The following is a 15,044-nucleotide window of genomic DNA, read 5'->3' on the forward strand; positions in this document are numbered from 1 at the left end:
GAGCAATTAGTAAATGAAATAAACTTTTAAATGAAAAATACAATCTCTATTAATCTCTATTTATATGAAGTTAATGAGACTGTATTTTTTTCACTTTTATTTCTAACTCAATAGATGTCCTATTATATACAAAGAGTATTATCATCATTGAAAATATTGATCTAAAGACAAAATCATAATGTGCTTAACCTGAAATGATATTAAATCTAACAAGAAGTTTCTAAAATAAATTTAGCTGTACTCATGTTAAAAAGTAAATCTTTAATATATATATAATTGTGATTCTATTCACTTATTTAAGATTTTGTTGTATAGTTTACGTGTTAACTCACTCGATATAAATTCTGATATAAGTAATCAAATTTAATTCGAGAAAATATAAGGAGGAATATAGATGTCGAATCGTATGGTATTAAATGAAACCGCTTATTTTGGAAAAGGCGCAATTCAAGATATTACTTCCGAAATTACAAAAAGGGGATTTCAAAAGATTGTAGTCATCACAGATAGTGGACTTGTTGAACATGGTCTTGTGTCCAAAGTAACGGATTTACTTGATGAACAAAATATTTCATATACAGTTTTTGATCAGGTTGTGCCGAATCCAACAGTTCAAAATGTAAAAGATGGAGTAGACGTTGTCAAAGCAGCGAATGCGGATTGTATTGTCGCAATTGGAGGAGGATCACCAATTGATACTGCAAAAGCCATTGCTATTATCGCAACAAATCCGGAATTCTCTGATGTAGTAAGTCTGGAAGGTGTTGCAGATACGAAACAGGCCTGTTTACCTATTTTAGCTGTGCCAACTACTTCAGGTACGGCCGCTGAAGTTACCATTAATTATGTTATTACGGACGAAGAGAAAAATCGTAAATTTGTGTGTGCCGATCCACATGATATTCCGATCGTTGCATTTGTAGATAGTGAAATGATGATGGGTATGCCAAAACAATTAGCTGCTGCAACAGGAATGGATGCCATGACGCATGCAATCGAAGGATATATTACAAAAGGCGCTTGGAAAATGACTGATATATTGCACATCAATGCAATTGAAATGGTTGGAGCTGCATTGAGAGATTCTGTTGAAGGAAACTTGGAAGCAAGAGAGCAAATGGCGCTTGCACAATATATTGCAGGAATGGGATTTTCAAATGTTGGATTGGGTTTAGTGCATGGTATGGCTCACCCATTAAGTGCTTGGTATAATATTCCTCACGGAGTAGCTTGTGCTTCTCTTTTACCTAGTGTAATGAAATACAATAAAGATTATACTGGCGAAAAATACAGAGAGATTGCTAAAGTACTAAAAGTAGAGAACGCAGATAGTATGAATTTAGAAGATGTAAGAAATGCCGCTTGCGAAGCAATTGATCAATTGAGTAAGGATGTAGGAATTCCAGCTACGATTTCTGAACTCGGTGTAAAAAAAGACGATATTGAAAATATTGCTAAAGATGCATTAGCGGATGTTTGTACACCAGGGAATCCTCGAGACGCTAGTCTTGAAGATATTATCAAATTGTATACTAATCTTTTATAAGAAATAATAGTTTAAAAACCTTTCAGCCATTTTATGGTGGCTGAAAGGTTTTTTTAGAAAATTTTAAAATCACCATGCTATTCAGACAATTTAGTTTCTTATTTGGAAATTAAGTAAATCACATTAAAACACTTGCATAATAGTAATCGCTTTACTATACTTTAGATATAATTTCTTATAAGAAAATACGATTTCCAAATAAGAAATAAAAAGATTTTAGGAGGAATTATAAGTGGAAACAAGATATGCAACAGGACCTAACGATGTAAAACGATTAACAACAGATGAATTACGGAACCAGTTTATGGTAGAAAAGCTTTTTGTTCCAGGAGAAGTTACTCTAACTTACACACATCATGATCGTATGATATTTGGTGGCGTAGTTCCTACTGGTCATACCTTGGAAATTTCTTTAGATAAAGAACTAGGTGTAGAGTATTTTCTTGAACGCAGAGAACTTGGATTAATCAACATTGGTGGAGATGGTACGGTAGTTATCGATGGAGAAAAATATGAAGTGAATAACCGGGATGGGTTTTATGTTGGAAAAGAAACCAAAGAACTGACATTTGATTCAGTTGACCCTAATAAACCAGCCAAGTTCTATGTTGTATCCACACCAGCACACAAAAAATATCCAACCGTAAAATTAGACATTAATACTATGACACCCCTTGAAAAAGGAGAACAAAGCACATTAAATGAACGTAAAATCTATCAGTATGTACATCCAAATAATTGTGAAAGCTGCCAGCTACAAATGGGATATACCATTTTAGAACCCGGAAGTACATGGAATACCATGCCAGCCCATACGCACGATCGTCGTATGGAAGTTTATCTATATTTCAATATGGAACAAAATACTAGAGCCTTTCATTTTATGGGAGAACCGGATGAAACGCGTCATTTAGTCATGGCAAATGAACAAGCAGTTATATCACCAAGCTGGTCTATTCATTGTGGAGTGGCTACAGCTGATTATACGTTTATCTGGGCAATGTGTGGTGAAAATATCACTTATGATGATATGGACCACGTAAAAATGTCTGAATTAAAATAATGATTCAAGAAATTAGGAGGAATAGAGAATGACAAATTCATTAAAAGATTTTTCTTTAGATATGTTTTCACTAAAAGGTAAAGTTGCTTTGGTGACAGGTGGAAATACTGGACTTGGTATGGGCTATGTTGTTGCATTGGCTAAAGCTGGTGCTGATATTATGGTGGCTACTTTTGATAACAATGTTGAAGAAGTTACCACTCTGGTTGAACCTACTGGAGTAAGATTGGAGTTTTATCAAGCTGATTTAACAAAAATTGACCAAATGGAAGCTATGGTAGAAAAGACGGTAGAAATATTTGGTAAAATCGATATTTTAGTTAATAATGCAGGAGCAATTAGACGTGCACCTTTATTAGAATATAAAGATGAAGACTGGAAAGCCGTTATTGATATCAATCAAAACTCTGTTTACTATTTAAGTCAACGTGTTGCTAAACATATGGTCTCTCAAGGTTATGGTAAAATTATCAACATTGCTTCAATGTTATCATTCCAAGGTGGTAAATTTGTACCTTCTTATACAGCAAGTAAGCATGCTGTGCAAGGTCTGACCAGAGCGTTTGCTAATGAATTAGCTGAACATAATGTAACGGTTAATGCAATAGCACCAGGGTATTTTGTATCAGCAAACACTGCTCCAATCAGAGCAGACGAACAGCGAAATAAAGAAATTGTTGACCGTATTCCTGCAGCTAGATGGGGAGATCCCTCAGAGTTAATGGGCACAATGGTGTTCCTCGCAAGTCCAGCTTCTGATTATGTGAATGGACATGTATTAGCAGTAGATGGTGGATGGCTAACTAGATAAGGATTCAAAACAAAAGTAGCTACCTGGTCATACGGACTGGGTAGCTACATTTCTTAACGTAAAGTTCCAATTAAGTTTTCTTTTGTTGTGAGCAAATTTTGTTTAAGGGATTCTAATACTTCGTTAGAGAGACGATATATAGGTAAGCTGATACTGATGGCTCCATAATTCGTTCGTCCAACAGTAATGCTGGAACCAATACAAAACACATCTAAATCATGTTCACCATTATCAAAAGCAAAACCTTCTTGGCGAGCTAAGTTGACTTCTTCAAATAATCGTTCAGCTGTAGTAATGGTGTTTTCTGTTTTGCTGATCAGTTCATTCTTTTCAAGATAATAATTAATATCGTCATCATCCAAATCTGCAAGTACTGCTTTTCCCATTGCAGAACAGTACATTGGTATCGATTTACCGATTTCACTATACAAGGAAACAGGTTTTTTGCTAGCGATTTTAGTAATATATTTAATATGATCGAACTCATGAATGCCTAAATGAACCGTTTCTCCTGTGGCCTTTTGTAGATCTTCGAGAAAAGGCTGAGCAATTCTTTTTATGCTTAACTGATGAAGACTTTTGTTCGCATATTTTAATAATCTTGGACCTAAACTGAATAACTTAGTATCAGGGTCTTTTTGAACATAACCAATTAGAAGTAAGGTATTGAGTATTTTTGAAGCAGTTGGAGGCGTTAGACCAGTATGTTTGGCAATTTCACTCAATCGGTGTTGTGTATCATCACTCGATAAAAATTCTAAAATATCATCTGCTTTCAACAGAACACTTCCGTAAGCTTGTTTCTGAACCATATGAATACTCCTTATAATAAAATTATTTGTGAATGTTTTCTTAAACACAGTGGATGTTTCTATATAGGAAATTTTTTTAATTATATCAGATTAAAGTCTGTTTTACAATATTTTTTTCTTATATAGAAATTAAGTTAATCATATAGAAATAAATAAGAAACTTGTATATAATAATGTGAAGGCTTACAAAATATAAAAAGGATGTTGTAAATTTATGAAATTCAACATAGGGATCAGAGCCCATGATATTGAGAATGAGACTTTAGAAGACTTGGCAAATACTATAGAAAATAAGGGGATACAATCCATACAATTAGCGTTAATGAAATCTGTAAAAGAATTTCCTTTGAATCAAGAAAGTTTTAATATTGGGTTTGCCAGTAAAATCGGTAGACTTTTTGATGAAAAGGGAATCGATATTTCAGTTTTGGGTTGTTACATTAATATGATTCATCCAGATGAAATAGCGAGAAGAAAAGCCTTAGATTTTTTTAAAACGCATATTCGCTATGCTAGTCAGTTCAAGGCTGCTACTGTAGGTACAGAAACAGGTGGCGTCTATCCAGAGATTCAATTTACAAAAGATAATTATACTGAAGAAGCTTATTTAAAAGTTGTAGAAAGTATAAGCGAGTTAGTTAATGAAGCTGAAAAATTTGGTGTGATCATGACAGTAGAAGGTGGAATCAACCATCCAATTTATTCACCTAGTATGATGAAGCGATTATTAGATGATATTGATTCTCAAAATTTACAAGTGATATTGGACCCTGTTAACTATCTTTATCCAGAAGATACCACAATCGAAAAACAACATGCAATCATTGATGAAGCGTTCGATTTGTTTGGAGACAGAATAACCGTAATTCATGCAAAAGATTATGTAATAGAAAACCGTGAACTGAAAATTGTACCGGTTGGGAAAGGAGAATTGGATTATACTTATTTTATAGAAAAAATTAAACAATCCAAGCCTATGATTCCTATACTGCTTGAAGAAACACAAGAACCTTATATTGATGAAAGTCTTCATTTTTTAAAAAATAAATTTATAAAATAAATCAAGAGAAAAGGATGACCCGAAATGACCAAAGTAGAATTAAATAAAGATATCATTATTGAAAAAATTGACTTACTGGCAGAAAATCTATCAAACATTAAAGATGAAAATGGCGAGTTTCTTTTTGAATTAGACGGTATGATGATTGATGATAAAAGTTGGCATGTTTGGAATTGGCCGCAAGGAGTTGGTTTATATGGACTTCATTCTTATTATAAACAAACAAAAAATGAAAAAGCCAAATTAATTTTGGATGAATGGTTCGAACAACGATTACTAGAAGGTTCACCTCCAAAAAATGTTAATACAATGGCTCCCCTTTTAACAATGGCATTTATTTATGAGGAAGAAAATAAAACAGAGTTCAAGCCCTTTTTAGAACAATGGGCAGATTGGGTAATGTATGATATGCCGCGTACAGATGAAAATGGACTGCAACATATGACGTATGGTCCGCCCAATACGAATCAGTTATGGGCTGATACTTTAATGATGACCGTTTTACCACTTGCAAAAATTGGGTTGTTATTAGATAAACCTGAATATGTAGAAGAGGCTAAAAGACAATTTCTACTTCATATTAAATATCTAGCAGATAGAGAAACGGGACTTTGGTATCATGGTTGGACTTTTGAAGGGCATCATCACTTTGCCGATGCATTATGGGGACGAGGAAATTGTTGGGCGACTATTGCTATTCCCGAAATTATAGAGATTTTAGATCTTAAAAAAGGGGATCATCTATATGAATTTTTCGTTGAAACGTTAAATAGACAAGTCGCAGCTTTAGAACAATATCAAGACGAAAGTGGATTATGGCCAACATTGATTAATGAGTCTGATTCTTATTTGGAAGCATCTGCAACAGCCGGATTTGTTTTTGGTATCTTGAAAGGTATCCGTAAACGCTACTTATCTAGAGACTACTTGCCAATGGCTGAAAAAGCAATTAAAGGTTTACTAGATAATATTAATGGAGAGGGTGCGGTAGAGAATGTTTCGATTGGAACGGCATTAAGGGAAGAGTTAGATTATTATAGAAATATAAAATTAACAACAATGCCTTATGGTCAGTCTTTAGCTATTTTAGCCCTAACAGAATACCTTTATATCTATGTATAGTAGTTAAAGTGAACTATTTTAGTTATAAAGTCTATTCTTTAATAGCAAACGAATTATAAAAAAGCTATAAAAATTTTAGATTATTAACATATCAAAATCATTTTTAAGTAATAGTCAAAATAAATTAAAAAATCAAAAAAACAAGAGTGTAGTTAAAACTACTACTCTTGTTTTTTTGATTTTCTATACACACCTGGATTTAACTGATAGGTTTCTCTAAAAAGTTTATAAAAATGAGTTTTATTTTGAAGTCCAATGGCATGACAAATTTCTTCAATAGGTAATTCAGTACTTTCAATTAAAAATCGCGCCCGTTTCATTCTTTCTTCATTAACAAGACTTACAAAAGTTTTGCCTGTTTTATTTTTAATGATTTCTGATAGATAATTTGTGCTGTAACTTAAATGACTGGATAACTTTTCTAGTGTAATTTTCTGATAGTCGTTTTCGATACTTTTTAATACTTCAATAACGATTTTGTTTGCTGAATTTTCTTTTTGTGTAGTATCGAGTGAATAGGTTGTGTTACCAACAAGTTCCATAAAAAGGATCGGTAGATAGTAACTTAGTATTTCATTCGAGAAAGTAGAAGCTGTAAAATACTTGTTCAGCATCTGGATCATAATAGATTTAATTGCAGCATTTTGACTACTTTCAAAAATAATCGACTGTCCTTTAGAATTTTCAGAAACGGTACGAACTAAAAACTGAAATAAACTACTGTCTTGAGCATGAACTTGACTTAACCAATTCAAATCAAATTTAGTTTGTGGAAAAATAATATTAATTAAAATATCTTCATTTCCTAGAGCTTCAATTGAATGTGTAGAGCCATGATCTAACAATAAAAGTTCGCCTTCATTCAATAACATTTGTTTACCATTAATTATTTGACGGCTTTTGCCATTTAACATGTAATTTAATTCTAAGAATTTGTGAGTATGTTCAGGATACTTTGCGAATCTATTATGTTTACTTATGTAGATTCGGTCATTTTTCAGAAAGTACTGATCAGTTAAAATCATCTTGCCTTTAGTATATCGGAATGATTCTTTTGGTAAATCCATTATAAATTCCCCGGTCATTCTTTGTTCTCTTTCAATTGAATTATAGTTGTATAAGTATTGATAAACGATTTCATGCATAATATCTACTCCTTTAGTTAAGATTATAAACCATTTGAATGCGATTTCAATTTGTTTGTGTATTATTTTACATTTAATTTATAATAGGAGAGTATTATCCGATAAATGGTTACTTTTTTACATAGATCTCGTCATTGGTTAGATTCGCTGGAGTCGATATGATGTAAGTGTAATTAAAGCGCTTTAATTACTTGTCGATAGTCTGCAATCATATTTTTTAAGATTAAGGAGTAGCGTAACAAATACTAATTTTTAAGTATTTGCTGGTTACATCATTATTTAAATGGAGGGAATCATATTGTTCAAAAAAAGATGGTTAAGTTTACTCTTGGTAATTATACCAGTCTTGACAGCTTGTGGCACCACAAGTTCAGCAAAGGAAGTTAAAGTATTTAGATTTGCTTATGCAAGTAATAGCCAACCGGTAAAAGATTCGATGGCACTTTTTGGAGAACTCGTAGAAGAAAAGTCAAATGGAGAAATGAAAGTGGACTTTTACCCAGATAGTCAACTTGGAGGAGAGACTGATTTGATTCAGTTGACCCAAACAGGGGCTATTGACTTTACTAAGGTCAGTGGAGCTGCTTTAGAAGGTTTCTCAGAACATTATTCAATTTTTGGGATTCCTTATCTTTTCGATGATGAAGAAAGTTTTTTCAAAGTGATGGAAGATGATAGTATTATGGATCAAATCTATGGCTCAACAAGTGATCTAGGATTTAGTGGAATTACTTATTACGATAGTGGTCAGAGAAGTTTTTACATGGTTGATGGTCCTGTAGAAACCCCTGCTGATCTTCAAGGTAAGAAAATCAGAACAATGGAAAGTGAAACAGCTGTTAAAATGATGAGCCTTTTAGGCGGATCTGCTGTTCCAATGGGTAGCGATGAAGTATACGCTTCTCTTCAATCAGGATTAATTGATGGTTCTGAAAATAATGAATTTGTATTGGTTACTGCAGGTCACGGGAACGTAGCAAAATATTATAGTTATGATCAACATACGCGTATTCCCGATATCATTATTATGAATGATGAAAGATTGGCAGGGTTAACGGAGGAAGAAAAGGCAATTATTATGGATTCTGCAGCTGAGTCAACTGAATACGAAAAAGAAGTCTTCAATGATGCTGTTGAAAAAGAGAAAAAAGAAGCTGCTGAAGAATACGGAGTTGAATTTAATGAAGTTGATAATAAACCCTTTAGAGAATTAGTAGCACCAATTGCTGAAGAATTTGAAAATGATGAAAAACTAGGCGATTTATATAAAGAAATAGTAGAAGTTCAAAAATAAGTAAAGAAGGTGTAGTATGCAAACATTAAAAAAATATTTAAATAAGTTTCTTGAAGGTGTCTGTAGTTTGCTTTTAGCAGTAATGCTATTGCTTGTACTATGGCAAATATTTGCGCGTACTGTATTAAATGATCCAAGTACTATCACTGAAGAAGTCGTTAGATTTGCTCTAGTTTGGTTATCCATGTTAGCTGGAGCATATTCAGTGGGTAGGAATGCGCATGTAGTTGTAACTTTTGTTCAAGATAAGTTAAACAGAAAATATCGATACTGGATTGCTCAAATTATCCATGTGTTCTTTATGTTATTTTCATTATCTGTGCTGATTTATGGAGGATATAGAGGGATTTTGATTTCTGTTCATCAGACTTCTCCTTCATTAGGGATTTCTATGGCTTATGTATATTTGGCTGTTCCAATAGCTGGAATCTTTTTCTTCTTATATAGTCTAATCAATTTGATTGATTTAAGAAAAATTGGTGAATTGGTGGATGAAGATAATAAACATGAATTAGAAAAGGAAGTGAATAATCATGGCGTTTGAAGCTGGTCTCTTATTACTTATAACTTTCATGATCTTATTGATCATCGGAGTGCCTATTGCGATTGCGATAGCTGTCTCATCTCTATCAATTATCATGCTTAATTTACCATTAGATATCACAATGTTTACAGCTTCTCAAAAAATTGTAACTAGTTTAAATAGTTTCACCTTGATCTCTATTCCGTTATTTATTATGTCAGGCATTATTATGAACAATGGCGGAATAGCCAAACGGCTAATCAAATTCTCCATGTTATTGGTAGGGAAGATTCCTGGGGCATTAGCAATAACGAATACAATTGGGAATGGATTATTTGGCTCAATGTCTAGTTCTGCAATTGCAGCTTCTACTGCAATCGGTGGCGTGTTAGTTCCACAACAAATTGAAGCTGGTTATGATAAAGGATATGCAGCTGCTGCAAATATCGCATCTGCGCCTTCTGGAATGATTATTCCTCCTAGTACAGCATTTATTATGTATTCATTAGTTAGTGGTGCATCAATCTCTGCTTTATTCTTAGGTGGGTATATTGTTGGTGCAGCTTGGATATTGATTGTTTCACTGATTTGCTATGTATTAGCAAAGAAAAACAAGTACCCTATTGTAAAAGTTGAACAAAGTGAAAGCAAGATAAAAATTATAATGGACGCCGTCCCAAGTTTATTATTAATTTTCATTGTTATCGGAGGGATTTTGACAGGGTTTTTCACAGCGATTGAAGCTTCAGCTGTCTGTGTGGCTTACTCATTAATATTATCAATGGTTTATAAGAGTATCAGTATTAAAGACTTTCCAAATTTATTTAGACAAACAATTGAAACTTCAGGAACAATTATGTTACTACTTGCTACATCATCATTGATGTCTTTTGGGATGGCTTTAAATAGTATTCCAGCTGCAGTAAGTAGCTTAGTTTTAGGGATATCAGCAAATGCTTTCTTCACCTTATTGATTATCAATGTTATTTTCCTGCTTGTCGGTTGTTTTATGGATGTTGGACCAGCAATTTTAATCTTTACACCAATATTTTTACCAATCGTACAAGAAATTGGTATAGACCCAGTACACTTTGGATTATTTGCAATAATGAACTTTTCAGTTGGTTCTATCACACCACCAGTTGGAACAGGCTTATATGTAGGAGCAAGTGTAGCAAAAGTGAAATTCGAAACTGTTATCAGGCCATTGATTCCATTTTATATTGGAATATTAGGATTATTGTTCTTGATCACTTACTTCCCTGATCTCTTTATGTGGTTCCCTAATTTATTAGGATAATTTCCTCTTATGGAAGTCAGCAAGTTATTGATCAAGGTGAGGTGTATGTATGAAAAATTATATTGCGGTAGATATCGGTGCTAGCAGCGGTCGATTACTTCATAGCAGGGTTGTTAATGGAAAGCTAGTAATCGAAGAGATCCATCGCTTTAAAAATGGATTCCAGAGAATTAATCATCATGATCGATGGAATATTGATGCATTAGTGCGTGAAATCTTTATCGGTCTGGAGAAAGCAAAAACTAAAGGGATTGATCAAACGTATTTGGGAATTGATACATGGGCTGTTGATTATGTTCTGTTAAATGACAGTCAAGAGAAAATAGCAGACCCAATCAGTTATCGAGATAAAAGGACAAAAAATAAAATTGAACAGTTAACTAATCAGTTTTCCAAAGAATCAATCTATCATAAAACAGGTATTCAATTCTTAGAATTAAATACGCTTTATCAATTATTTGCTGAAGATAAATCAGTATTAAGAAAAGCAGATAAGCTTTTGTTTATTCCTGATTATATTGGATTTGTACTAACAGGTAATCAAGTAACTGAAATAACAAATGCTTCAACAACGCAAATGCTTAATTTGAGAAGTTCTTCATTTGATCCGGAATTATTAGATCTAGTGGAAGTGACACAAGACCTATTTGCACCATTAACTGATGCTGGAACATTTTTAGGTAAAATTCAAAATAAATGGTTTGAACAATATGATATTCCAGAAGTTGAAGTGATTACTGTGGCCTCTCATGATACTGCAAGTGCAGTAATTGGAGTCCCCGCTACTGCATCAGATAGTTGGGCTTACCTTTCTAGTGGAACCTGGTCACTGATTGGAATTGAAACGACTAATCCGGTAAATACGTCAAAAGCTTTCTTGAATAATTTTACGAATGAATGGGGCGCATATGGCACCTATCGTTTTCTTAAAAATATTATGGGACTTTGGATGGTCCAAGAAGTTAAAAGAGTGCAAAATCAAGAGCTTTCTTTTGCAGATATGGCCAAGGCTGCGGATCAGTATGAGTATTTCACTGCAATCATAGATGTCAACGATACTAGATTTATAAATCCGGCAAATATGATTGGAGAAATTCAACAAGCTTGTCGTGAAACTTTACAACCCGTTCCTGAAACAATTGGGGAAGTTGTTAACTGTATCTACTCTAGTTTAGCGAAAAGTTATCAGAAAGAGCTTAATCATATCGAAGATATTGCAAATAGGCATATAGACCAGCTTTACATTGTCGGTGGCGGATCAAATGTAGAAACATTAAACCAGTTGACTGCTGATTTAACAAAGAAAACTGTATATGCAGGTCCAAATGAAGCTACAGCCATAGGGAATATAATCGTACAAATGGTTACCACAAATGAACTAGCAGATATTGCTGAAGGCCGGAAGTTAATACAAAGATCTTTTGAAATTGAAAAATATGAACCTAATAATAGGATAGGATAGAGGAGCAGCACAAGTATGAAACCAGAAGAAATCAAAAATAGATTTGAAGAAGCATGTAAACGCTACTCAGAAGTAGGAGTAGATGTGCAAAAAGCATTAGATACTTTGCAAAAAGTTAAAATTTCCATGCATTGTTGGCAGGGAGATGATGTTATCGGATTTTTAAATCCGGATGGAGAACTTTCTGGTGGGATTATGTCTACGGGAGATTATCCAGGACGTGCTAGGACTCCTGAAGAGTTAAGACGAGATTTAGACAAAGCTTTATCTTTGATTCCTGGTAAACATAAAGTCAATCTGCATGCGATGTATGTAGATACTGAAGAACAGATAGACTTTGACGAAATAGAACCAAGACATTTCCAGAAGTGGATCGATTGGGCAAAAGAAAGAGAGTTAGGGCTAGATTTTAATCCAACTTTCTTTAATCATAAAATGTTTAAAGATGGATATACATTAGCCCATCCAGATAAAACAGTTAGAGACTTTTGGATTGAACACGGAAAACGTTCTAGAAAAGTTGCGGAATATATTGGGAAAGAATTAGGACAAAAAAGTTATAATAATTTTTGGATTCCAGATGGGATGAAAGATAATCCAATTGATCGCTTGTCTCCCAGAAAGAGATTGATGGAGTCTTACGATGAAATTTTCAGTGAAAAAGTAAATCCAGATTATACTGAAGATACACTTGAATCTAAATTATTTGGTATAGGGGCAGAGGCGTATACAGTTGGCTCTCATGAGTTTTATATGGGATATGGTATTTCTAGAAATAAAACTATTTTGATGGACGCTGGTCATTATCATCCAACAGAGATGATATCTAATAAGATCTCTGCGCTTGCATTATTCAGTGAAAGCTTGATGCTCCATGTAAGTAGACCGGTTCGTTGGGATAGCGATCATGTCATTATTATGGATGATGAGCTGCAGGAGATAATGAAAGAAATCGTTCGAAACGAGCTCTTGGAACGCACCGCAATTGGGCTAGATTTCTTTGATGCTACGATTAATCGGATAGCTGCTTGGGTAGTTGGCGTACGCAATGCTCAAAAAGCATTACTAAAAGCATTGTTAGATCCTGTCAATGAGCTTAAAAAAGCGGAACTTGATTTTGATTACACGAAGCGACTCGTTTATACAGAAGAGATGAAAGACTTACCATATAGTGATATCTGGAATTATTTCTGTTTAATAAATAATGTGCCAGTTGGACTTGCATGGTATGAAGAAGTTAAAGAATATGAAAAAGATGTATTATTAAAACGTTCAAATTGAGAAAGTAGAAGGAGAATGACCAAATGAGTAAAAATATCTTAACGAGTCCATTTGTAACTGAAATGAGTGAGATCACCCAACTGATGTACCAGAGAAACTGGGACGAGAGAAATGGTGGAAATGTTACTTTACTTTTAGAAGAAGGAGAAGTAATAAAATATCTGGATATTAATAGAATTTTACGTACGATTCCGATAGATTTTGATGCTAAAGAATTAGCTGGTAAATACTTTTTGGTTACTGGATCTGGTAAATATTTCAAAAATGTACAAAAAGATCCTGCTAATAATATTGGACTAATCCGTGTACGTAATGATGGAAAAGCAGTTGAAGTACTATGGGGATACGAAGATGGTTCTTTTCCGACGAGTGAGTTACCTAGTCACTTCCAGAGTCATATTGCTCGATTAAGTGTTGATCCGGACAATAGAGTCATTATGCATTGTCATGCGACACATTTATTAGCAATGACCTTTACTCATTCTTTAGATGAGAGAGAATTAACACGTAAACTTTGGCAATTATGCACAGAGTGTCTCGTCGTCTTCCCTGAAGGTGTATCCACCATTCCTTGGATTGTTCCGGGTACAAATGAAATTGGAGAAGCTACTTCTGAAAAAATGAAAGAGACTAGATTAGTTGTATGGCCTTATCATGGTATTTATGGAGCAGGTAAAAATCTAGATGAAACATTTGGTTTAATTGAAACAGTAGAAAAAGCTGCAGAGGTTTATACTTATGTCCAAGCTCAAGGTGGAATGAAAGCTAAAATTAGTGATGAAGAGTTGAAAAAGTTAGCTGATAGGTTCGGTGTAAAACCAAGAGATGGCTATTTAGATTAATAGGTTGTAACGAAAGTGAGTGGGTACATTGATCAAAAAAGCTATACGAATGAAAGTCTACCCAGATAAACATGAAGAGTATAAAAAGAGACATGACGAGTTGTGGCCAGAATTAAAAAAAGAATTGAAACAACATGGATGCCTGAGTTATACGATTTGGTTGGACGAAGAGACCAACTTCTTATTTGGTTATCTAGAAATAGAAGATGAAAGTAAATGGGAAAAACTACCAGCAACAGAAATTAATAAAAAATGGTGGGACTATATGAAAGACATTATGGAAACAAACGAAGACCATTCTCCTACCACAAGTAACTTAAAAAATGTATTTGACTTAAATTAAATAGATAACATTAAAGTGGAGAACCAAATGAATTTAAACCTAAATTTGTAGGAATTTTATATTGATAGACCATTCGTTGATACAACGAATCATGAAAAATTTAACATTCAAATATTTCAACATCTAAAGTGATAAAAGGGTCTTCTAAAGCGCTGGAAAGCAGTCTTGAAAAAGTTCTCGATCTAATTATACTCAAAGAATTTTGGAAAAAATCCCTCTTCTGAAAGAGCGGTATATATCTGAAATTACTGATCCCATTCTATAGGCTAAAGAAGAGCTTGCAAAAAGTATTTCTGCTGAACTGAGCAAAAGTAACGTAAAAGAAATCGTTGAAGTAGGAACAAAAGCTGAGTATTTCAAGATTATGTTGTATAGTGAGAACGTTTGCCGGAGAAGTTTATTAGTAATATAGATGCTGGAGAAGTAGATGTAAATTGAGA

At 33.7% G+C, this 15,044-nt stretch carries 14 protein-coding genes; 12 read left to right on the top strand and 2 right to left on the bottom strand.

Features of this window, described 5'->3' with window-relative positions:
* Window positions 1-394 precede the first annotated feature (394 nt).
* The 3 genes from fucO (at window position 395) to kduD (ending at window position 3,420) form a co-directional block, all read left to right on the top strand.
* Window positions 395-1,546 carry a lactaldehyde reductase gene (gene fucO / locus BLT22_RS07430; protein WP_091762095.1) on the top strand — a complete coding sequence of 384 codons (1,152 nt, stop codon included), beginning with the start codon at window positions 395-397 and terminating at the stop codon, window positions 1,544-1,546.
* Between the two features lie 232 nt (window positions 1,547-1,778).
* The gene (gene kduI / locus BLT22_RS07435; RefSeq protein WP_091762097.1) at window positions 1,779-2,609 is read left to right on the top strand and encodes a 5-dehydro-4-deoxy-D-glucuronate isomerase; all 831 of its coding nucleotides are present in this window, start codon (window positions 1,779-1,781) and stop codon (window positions 2,607-2,609) included.
* 28 nt (window positions 2,610-2,637) lie between these two features.
* Window positions 2,638-3,420, top strand: coding sequence for a 2-dehydro-3-deoxy-D-gluconate 5-dehydrogenase KduD (gene kduD / locus BLT22_RS07440; RefSeq protein WP_091762099.1), 783 nt, complete (start codon window positions 2,638-2,640; stop codon window positions 3,418-3,420).
* A 53-nt stretch (window positions 3,421-3,473) separates the two neighbouring features.
* On the opposite strand, the gene BLT22_RS07445 is transcribed toward kduD, so the two are convergent.
* Window positions 3,474-4,232: an IclR family transcriptional regulator gene (locus BLT22_RS07445; RefSeq protein WP_091762101.1), complete on the bottom strand. Its 759-nt coding sequence runs from the start codon at window positions 4,230-4,232 to the stop codon at window positions 3,474-3,476.
* Window positions 4,233-4,446: 214 nt separating this feature from the next.
* Between BLT22_RS07445 and BLT22_RS07450 the strand changes: the two genes are divergently transcribed.
* Window positions 4,447-5,292 (top strand): sugar phosphate isomerase/epimerase family protein, encoded by an 846-nt coding sequence (locus tag BLT22_RS07450; protein ID WP_091762104.1) that lies wholly within the window; start codon window positions 4,447-4,449, stop codon window positions 5,290-5,292.
* Window positions 5,293-5,316: 24 nt separating this feature from the next.
* Window positions 5,317-6,414 (top strand): beta-galactosidase BglB, encoded by a 1,098-nt coding sequence (gene bglB / locus BLT22_RS07455; protein WP_091762106.1) that lies wholly within the window; start codon window positions 5,317-5,319, stop codon window positions 6,412-6,414.
* Window positions 6,415-6,575: 161 nt separating this feature from the next.
* Here the strand turns inward: bglB and BLT22_RS07460 are convergent, their stop codons facing one another.
* Complete coding sequence (locus BLT22_RS07460) at window positions 6,576-7,559, bottom strand: AraC family transcriptional regulator (RefSeq protein WP_091762108.1); 984 nt, start codon at window positions 7,557-7,559, stop codon at window positions 6,576-6,578.
* A gap of 283 nt (window positions 7,560-7,842) precedes the next feature.
* On the opposite strand from BLT22_RS07460, the gene BLT22_RS07465 reads away from it, so the two are divergent.
* Genes BLT22_RS07465 through rhaM form a run of 7 tightly spaced genes read left to right on the top strand, consistent with a single transcriptional unit; the run spans window position 7,843 to window position 14,604 of the window.
* Entirely contained in the window at window positions 7,843-8,853 is a 1,011-nt protein-coding gene (locus tag BLT22_RS07465) for a TRAP transporter substrate-binding protein (RefSeq protein WP_091762110.1), read from the top strand.
* Between the two features lie 16 nt (window positions 8,854-8,869).
* A complete protein-coding gene (locus tag BLT22_RS07470; protein ID WP_091762112.1) occupies window positions 8,870-9,397 on the top strand; it encodes a TRAP transporter small permease in 528 nt (175 codons plus the stop codon).
* Entirely contained in the window at window positions 9,387-10,676 is a 1,290-nt protein-coding gene (locus tag BLT22_RS07475) for a TRAP transporter large permease (protein ID WP_091762114.1), read from the top strand. The genes BLT22_RS07470 and BLT22_RS07475 overlap by 11 nt, the downstream gene beginning before the upstream one ends.
* A gap of 49 nt (window positions 10,677-10,725) precedes the next feature.
* Window positions 10,726-12,138, top strand: a complete 1,413-nt coding sequence (gene rhaB / locus BLT22_RS07480) for a rhamnulokinase (protein WP_091762116.1) — start codon at window positions 10,726-10,728, stop codon at window positions 12,136-12,138.
* A 15-nt stretch (window positions 12,139-12,153) separates the two neighbouring features.
* Window positions 12,154-13,419 carry an L-rhamnose isomerase gene (rhaA, locus tag BLT22_RS07485; protein WP_091762118.1) on the top strand — a complete coding sequence of 422 codons (1,266 nt, stop codon included), beginning with the start codon at window positions 12,154-12,156 and terminating at the stop codon, window positions 13,417-13,419.
* Window positions 13,420-13,442: 23 nt separating this feature from the next.
* Window positions 13,443-14,261, top strand: a complete 819-nt coding sequence (gene rhaD / locus BLT22_RS07490) for a rhamnulose-1-phosphate aldolase (protein ID WP_091762120.1) — start codon at window positions 13,443-13,445, stop codon at window positions 14,259-14,261.
* Between the two features lie 28 nt (window positions 14,262-14,289).
* A complete protein-coding gene (rhaM, locus tag BLT22_RS07495) occupies window positions 14,290-14,604 on the top strand; it encodes an L-rhamnose mutarotase (protein ID WP_091762122.1) in 315 nt (104 codons plus the stop codon).
* The last annotated feature ends 440 nt before the right edge of the window (window positions 14,605-15,044 follow it).

This window comes from Marinilactibacillus psychrotolerans, from assembly GCF_900101525.1.
In the GTDB taxonomy this organism is placed as follows: Bacteria; Bacillota; Bacilli; order Lactobacillales; family Carnobacteriaceae_A; genus Marinilactibacillus; species Marinilactibacillus psychrotolerans.

Excerpts from the sequence above, each read along its gene's own strand:
- fucO (WP_091762095.1), top strand. The coding sequence starts at position 395 with ATGTCGAATCGTATGGTATTAAATGAAACCGCTTATTTTGGAAAAGGC.
- kduD (WP_091762099.1), top strand. The coding sequence starts at position 2,638 with ATGACAAATTCATTAAAAGATTTTTCTTTAGATATGTTTTCACTAAAA.
- BLT22_RS07445 (WP_091762101.1), bottom strand. The coding sequence starts at position 4,232 with ATGGTTCAGAAACAAGCTTACGGAAGTGTTCTGTTGAAAGCAGATGAT.
- BLT22_RS07450 (WP_091762104.1), top strand. The coding sequence starts at position 4,447 with ATGAAATTCAACATAGGGATCAGAGCCCATGATATTGAGAATGAGACT.
- bglB (WP_091762106.1), top strand. The coding sequence starts at position 5,317 with ATGACCAAAGTAGAATTAAATAAAGATATCATTATTGAAAAAATTGAC.
- BLT22_RS07460 (WP_091762108.1), bottom strand. The coding sequence starts at position 7,559 with ATGCATGAAATCGTTTATCAATACTTATACAACTATAATTCAATTGAA.
- BLT22_RS07465 (WP_091762110.1), top strand. The coding sequence starts at position 7,843 with ATGGAGGGAATCATATTGTTCAAAAAAAGATGGTTAAGTTTACTCTTG.
- BLT22_RS07470 (WP_091762112.1), top strand. The coding sequence starts at position 8,870 with ATGCAAACATTAAAAAAATATTTAAATAAGTTTCTTGAAGGTGTCTGT.
- BLT22_RS07475 (WP_091762114.1), top strand. The coding sequence starts at position 9,387 with ATGGCGTTTGAAGCTGGTCTCTTATTACTTATAACTTTCATGATCTTA.
- rhaB (WP_091762116.1), top strand. The coding sequence starts at position 10,726 with ATGAAAAATTATATTGCGGTAGATATCGGTGCTAGCAGCGGTCGATTA.
- rhaA (WP_091762118.1), top strand. The coding sequence starts at position 12,154 with ATGAAACCAGAAGAAATCAAAAATAGATTTGAAGAAGCATGTAAACGC.
- rhaD (WP_091762120.1), top strand. The coding sequence starts at position 13,443 with ATGAGTAAAAATATCTTAACGAGTCCATTTGTAACTGAAATGAGTGAG.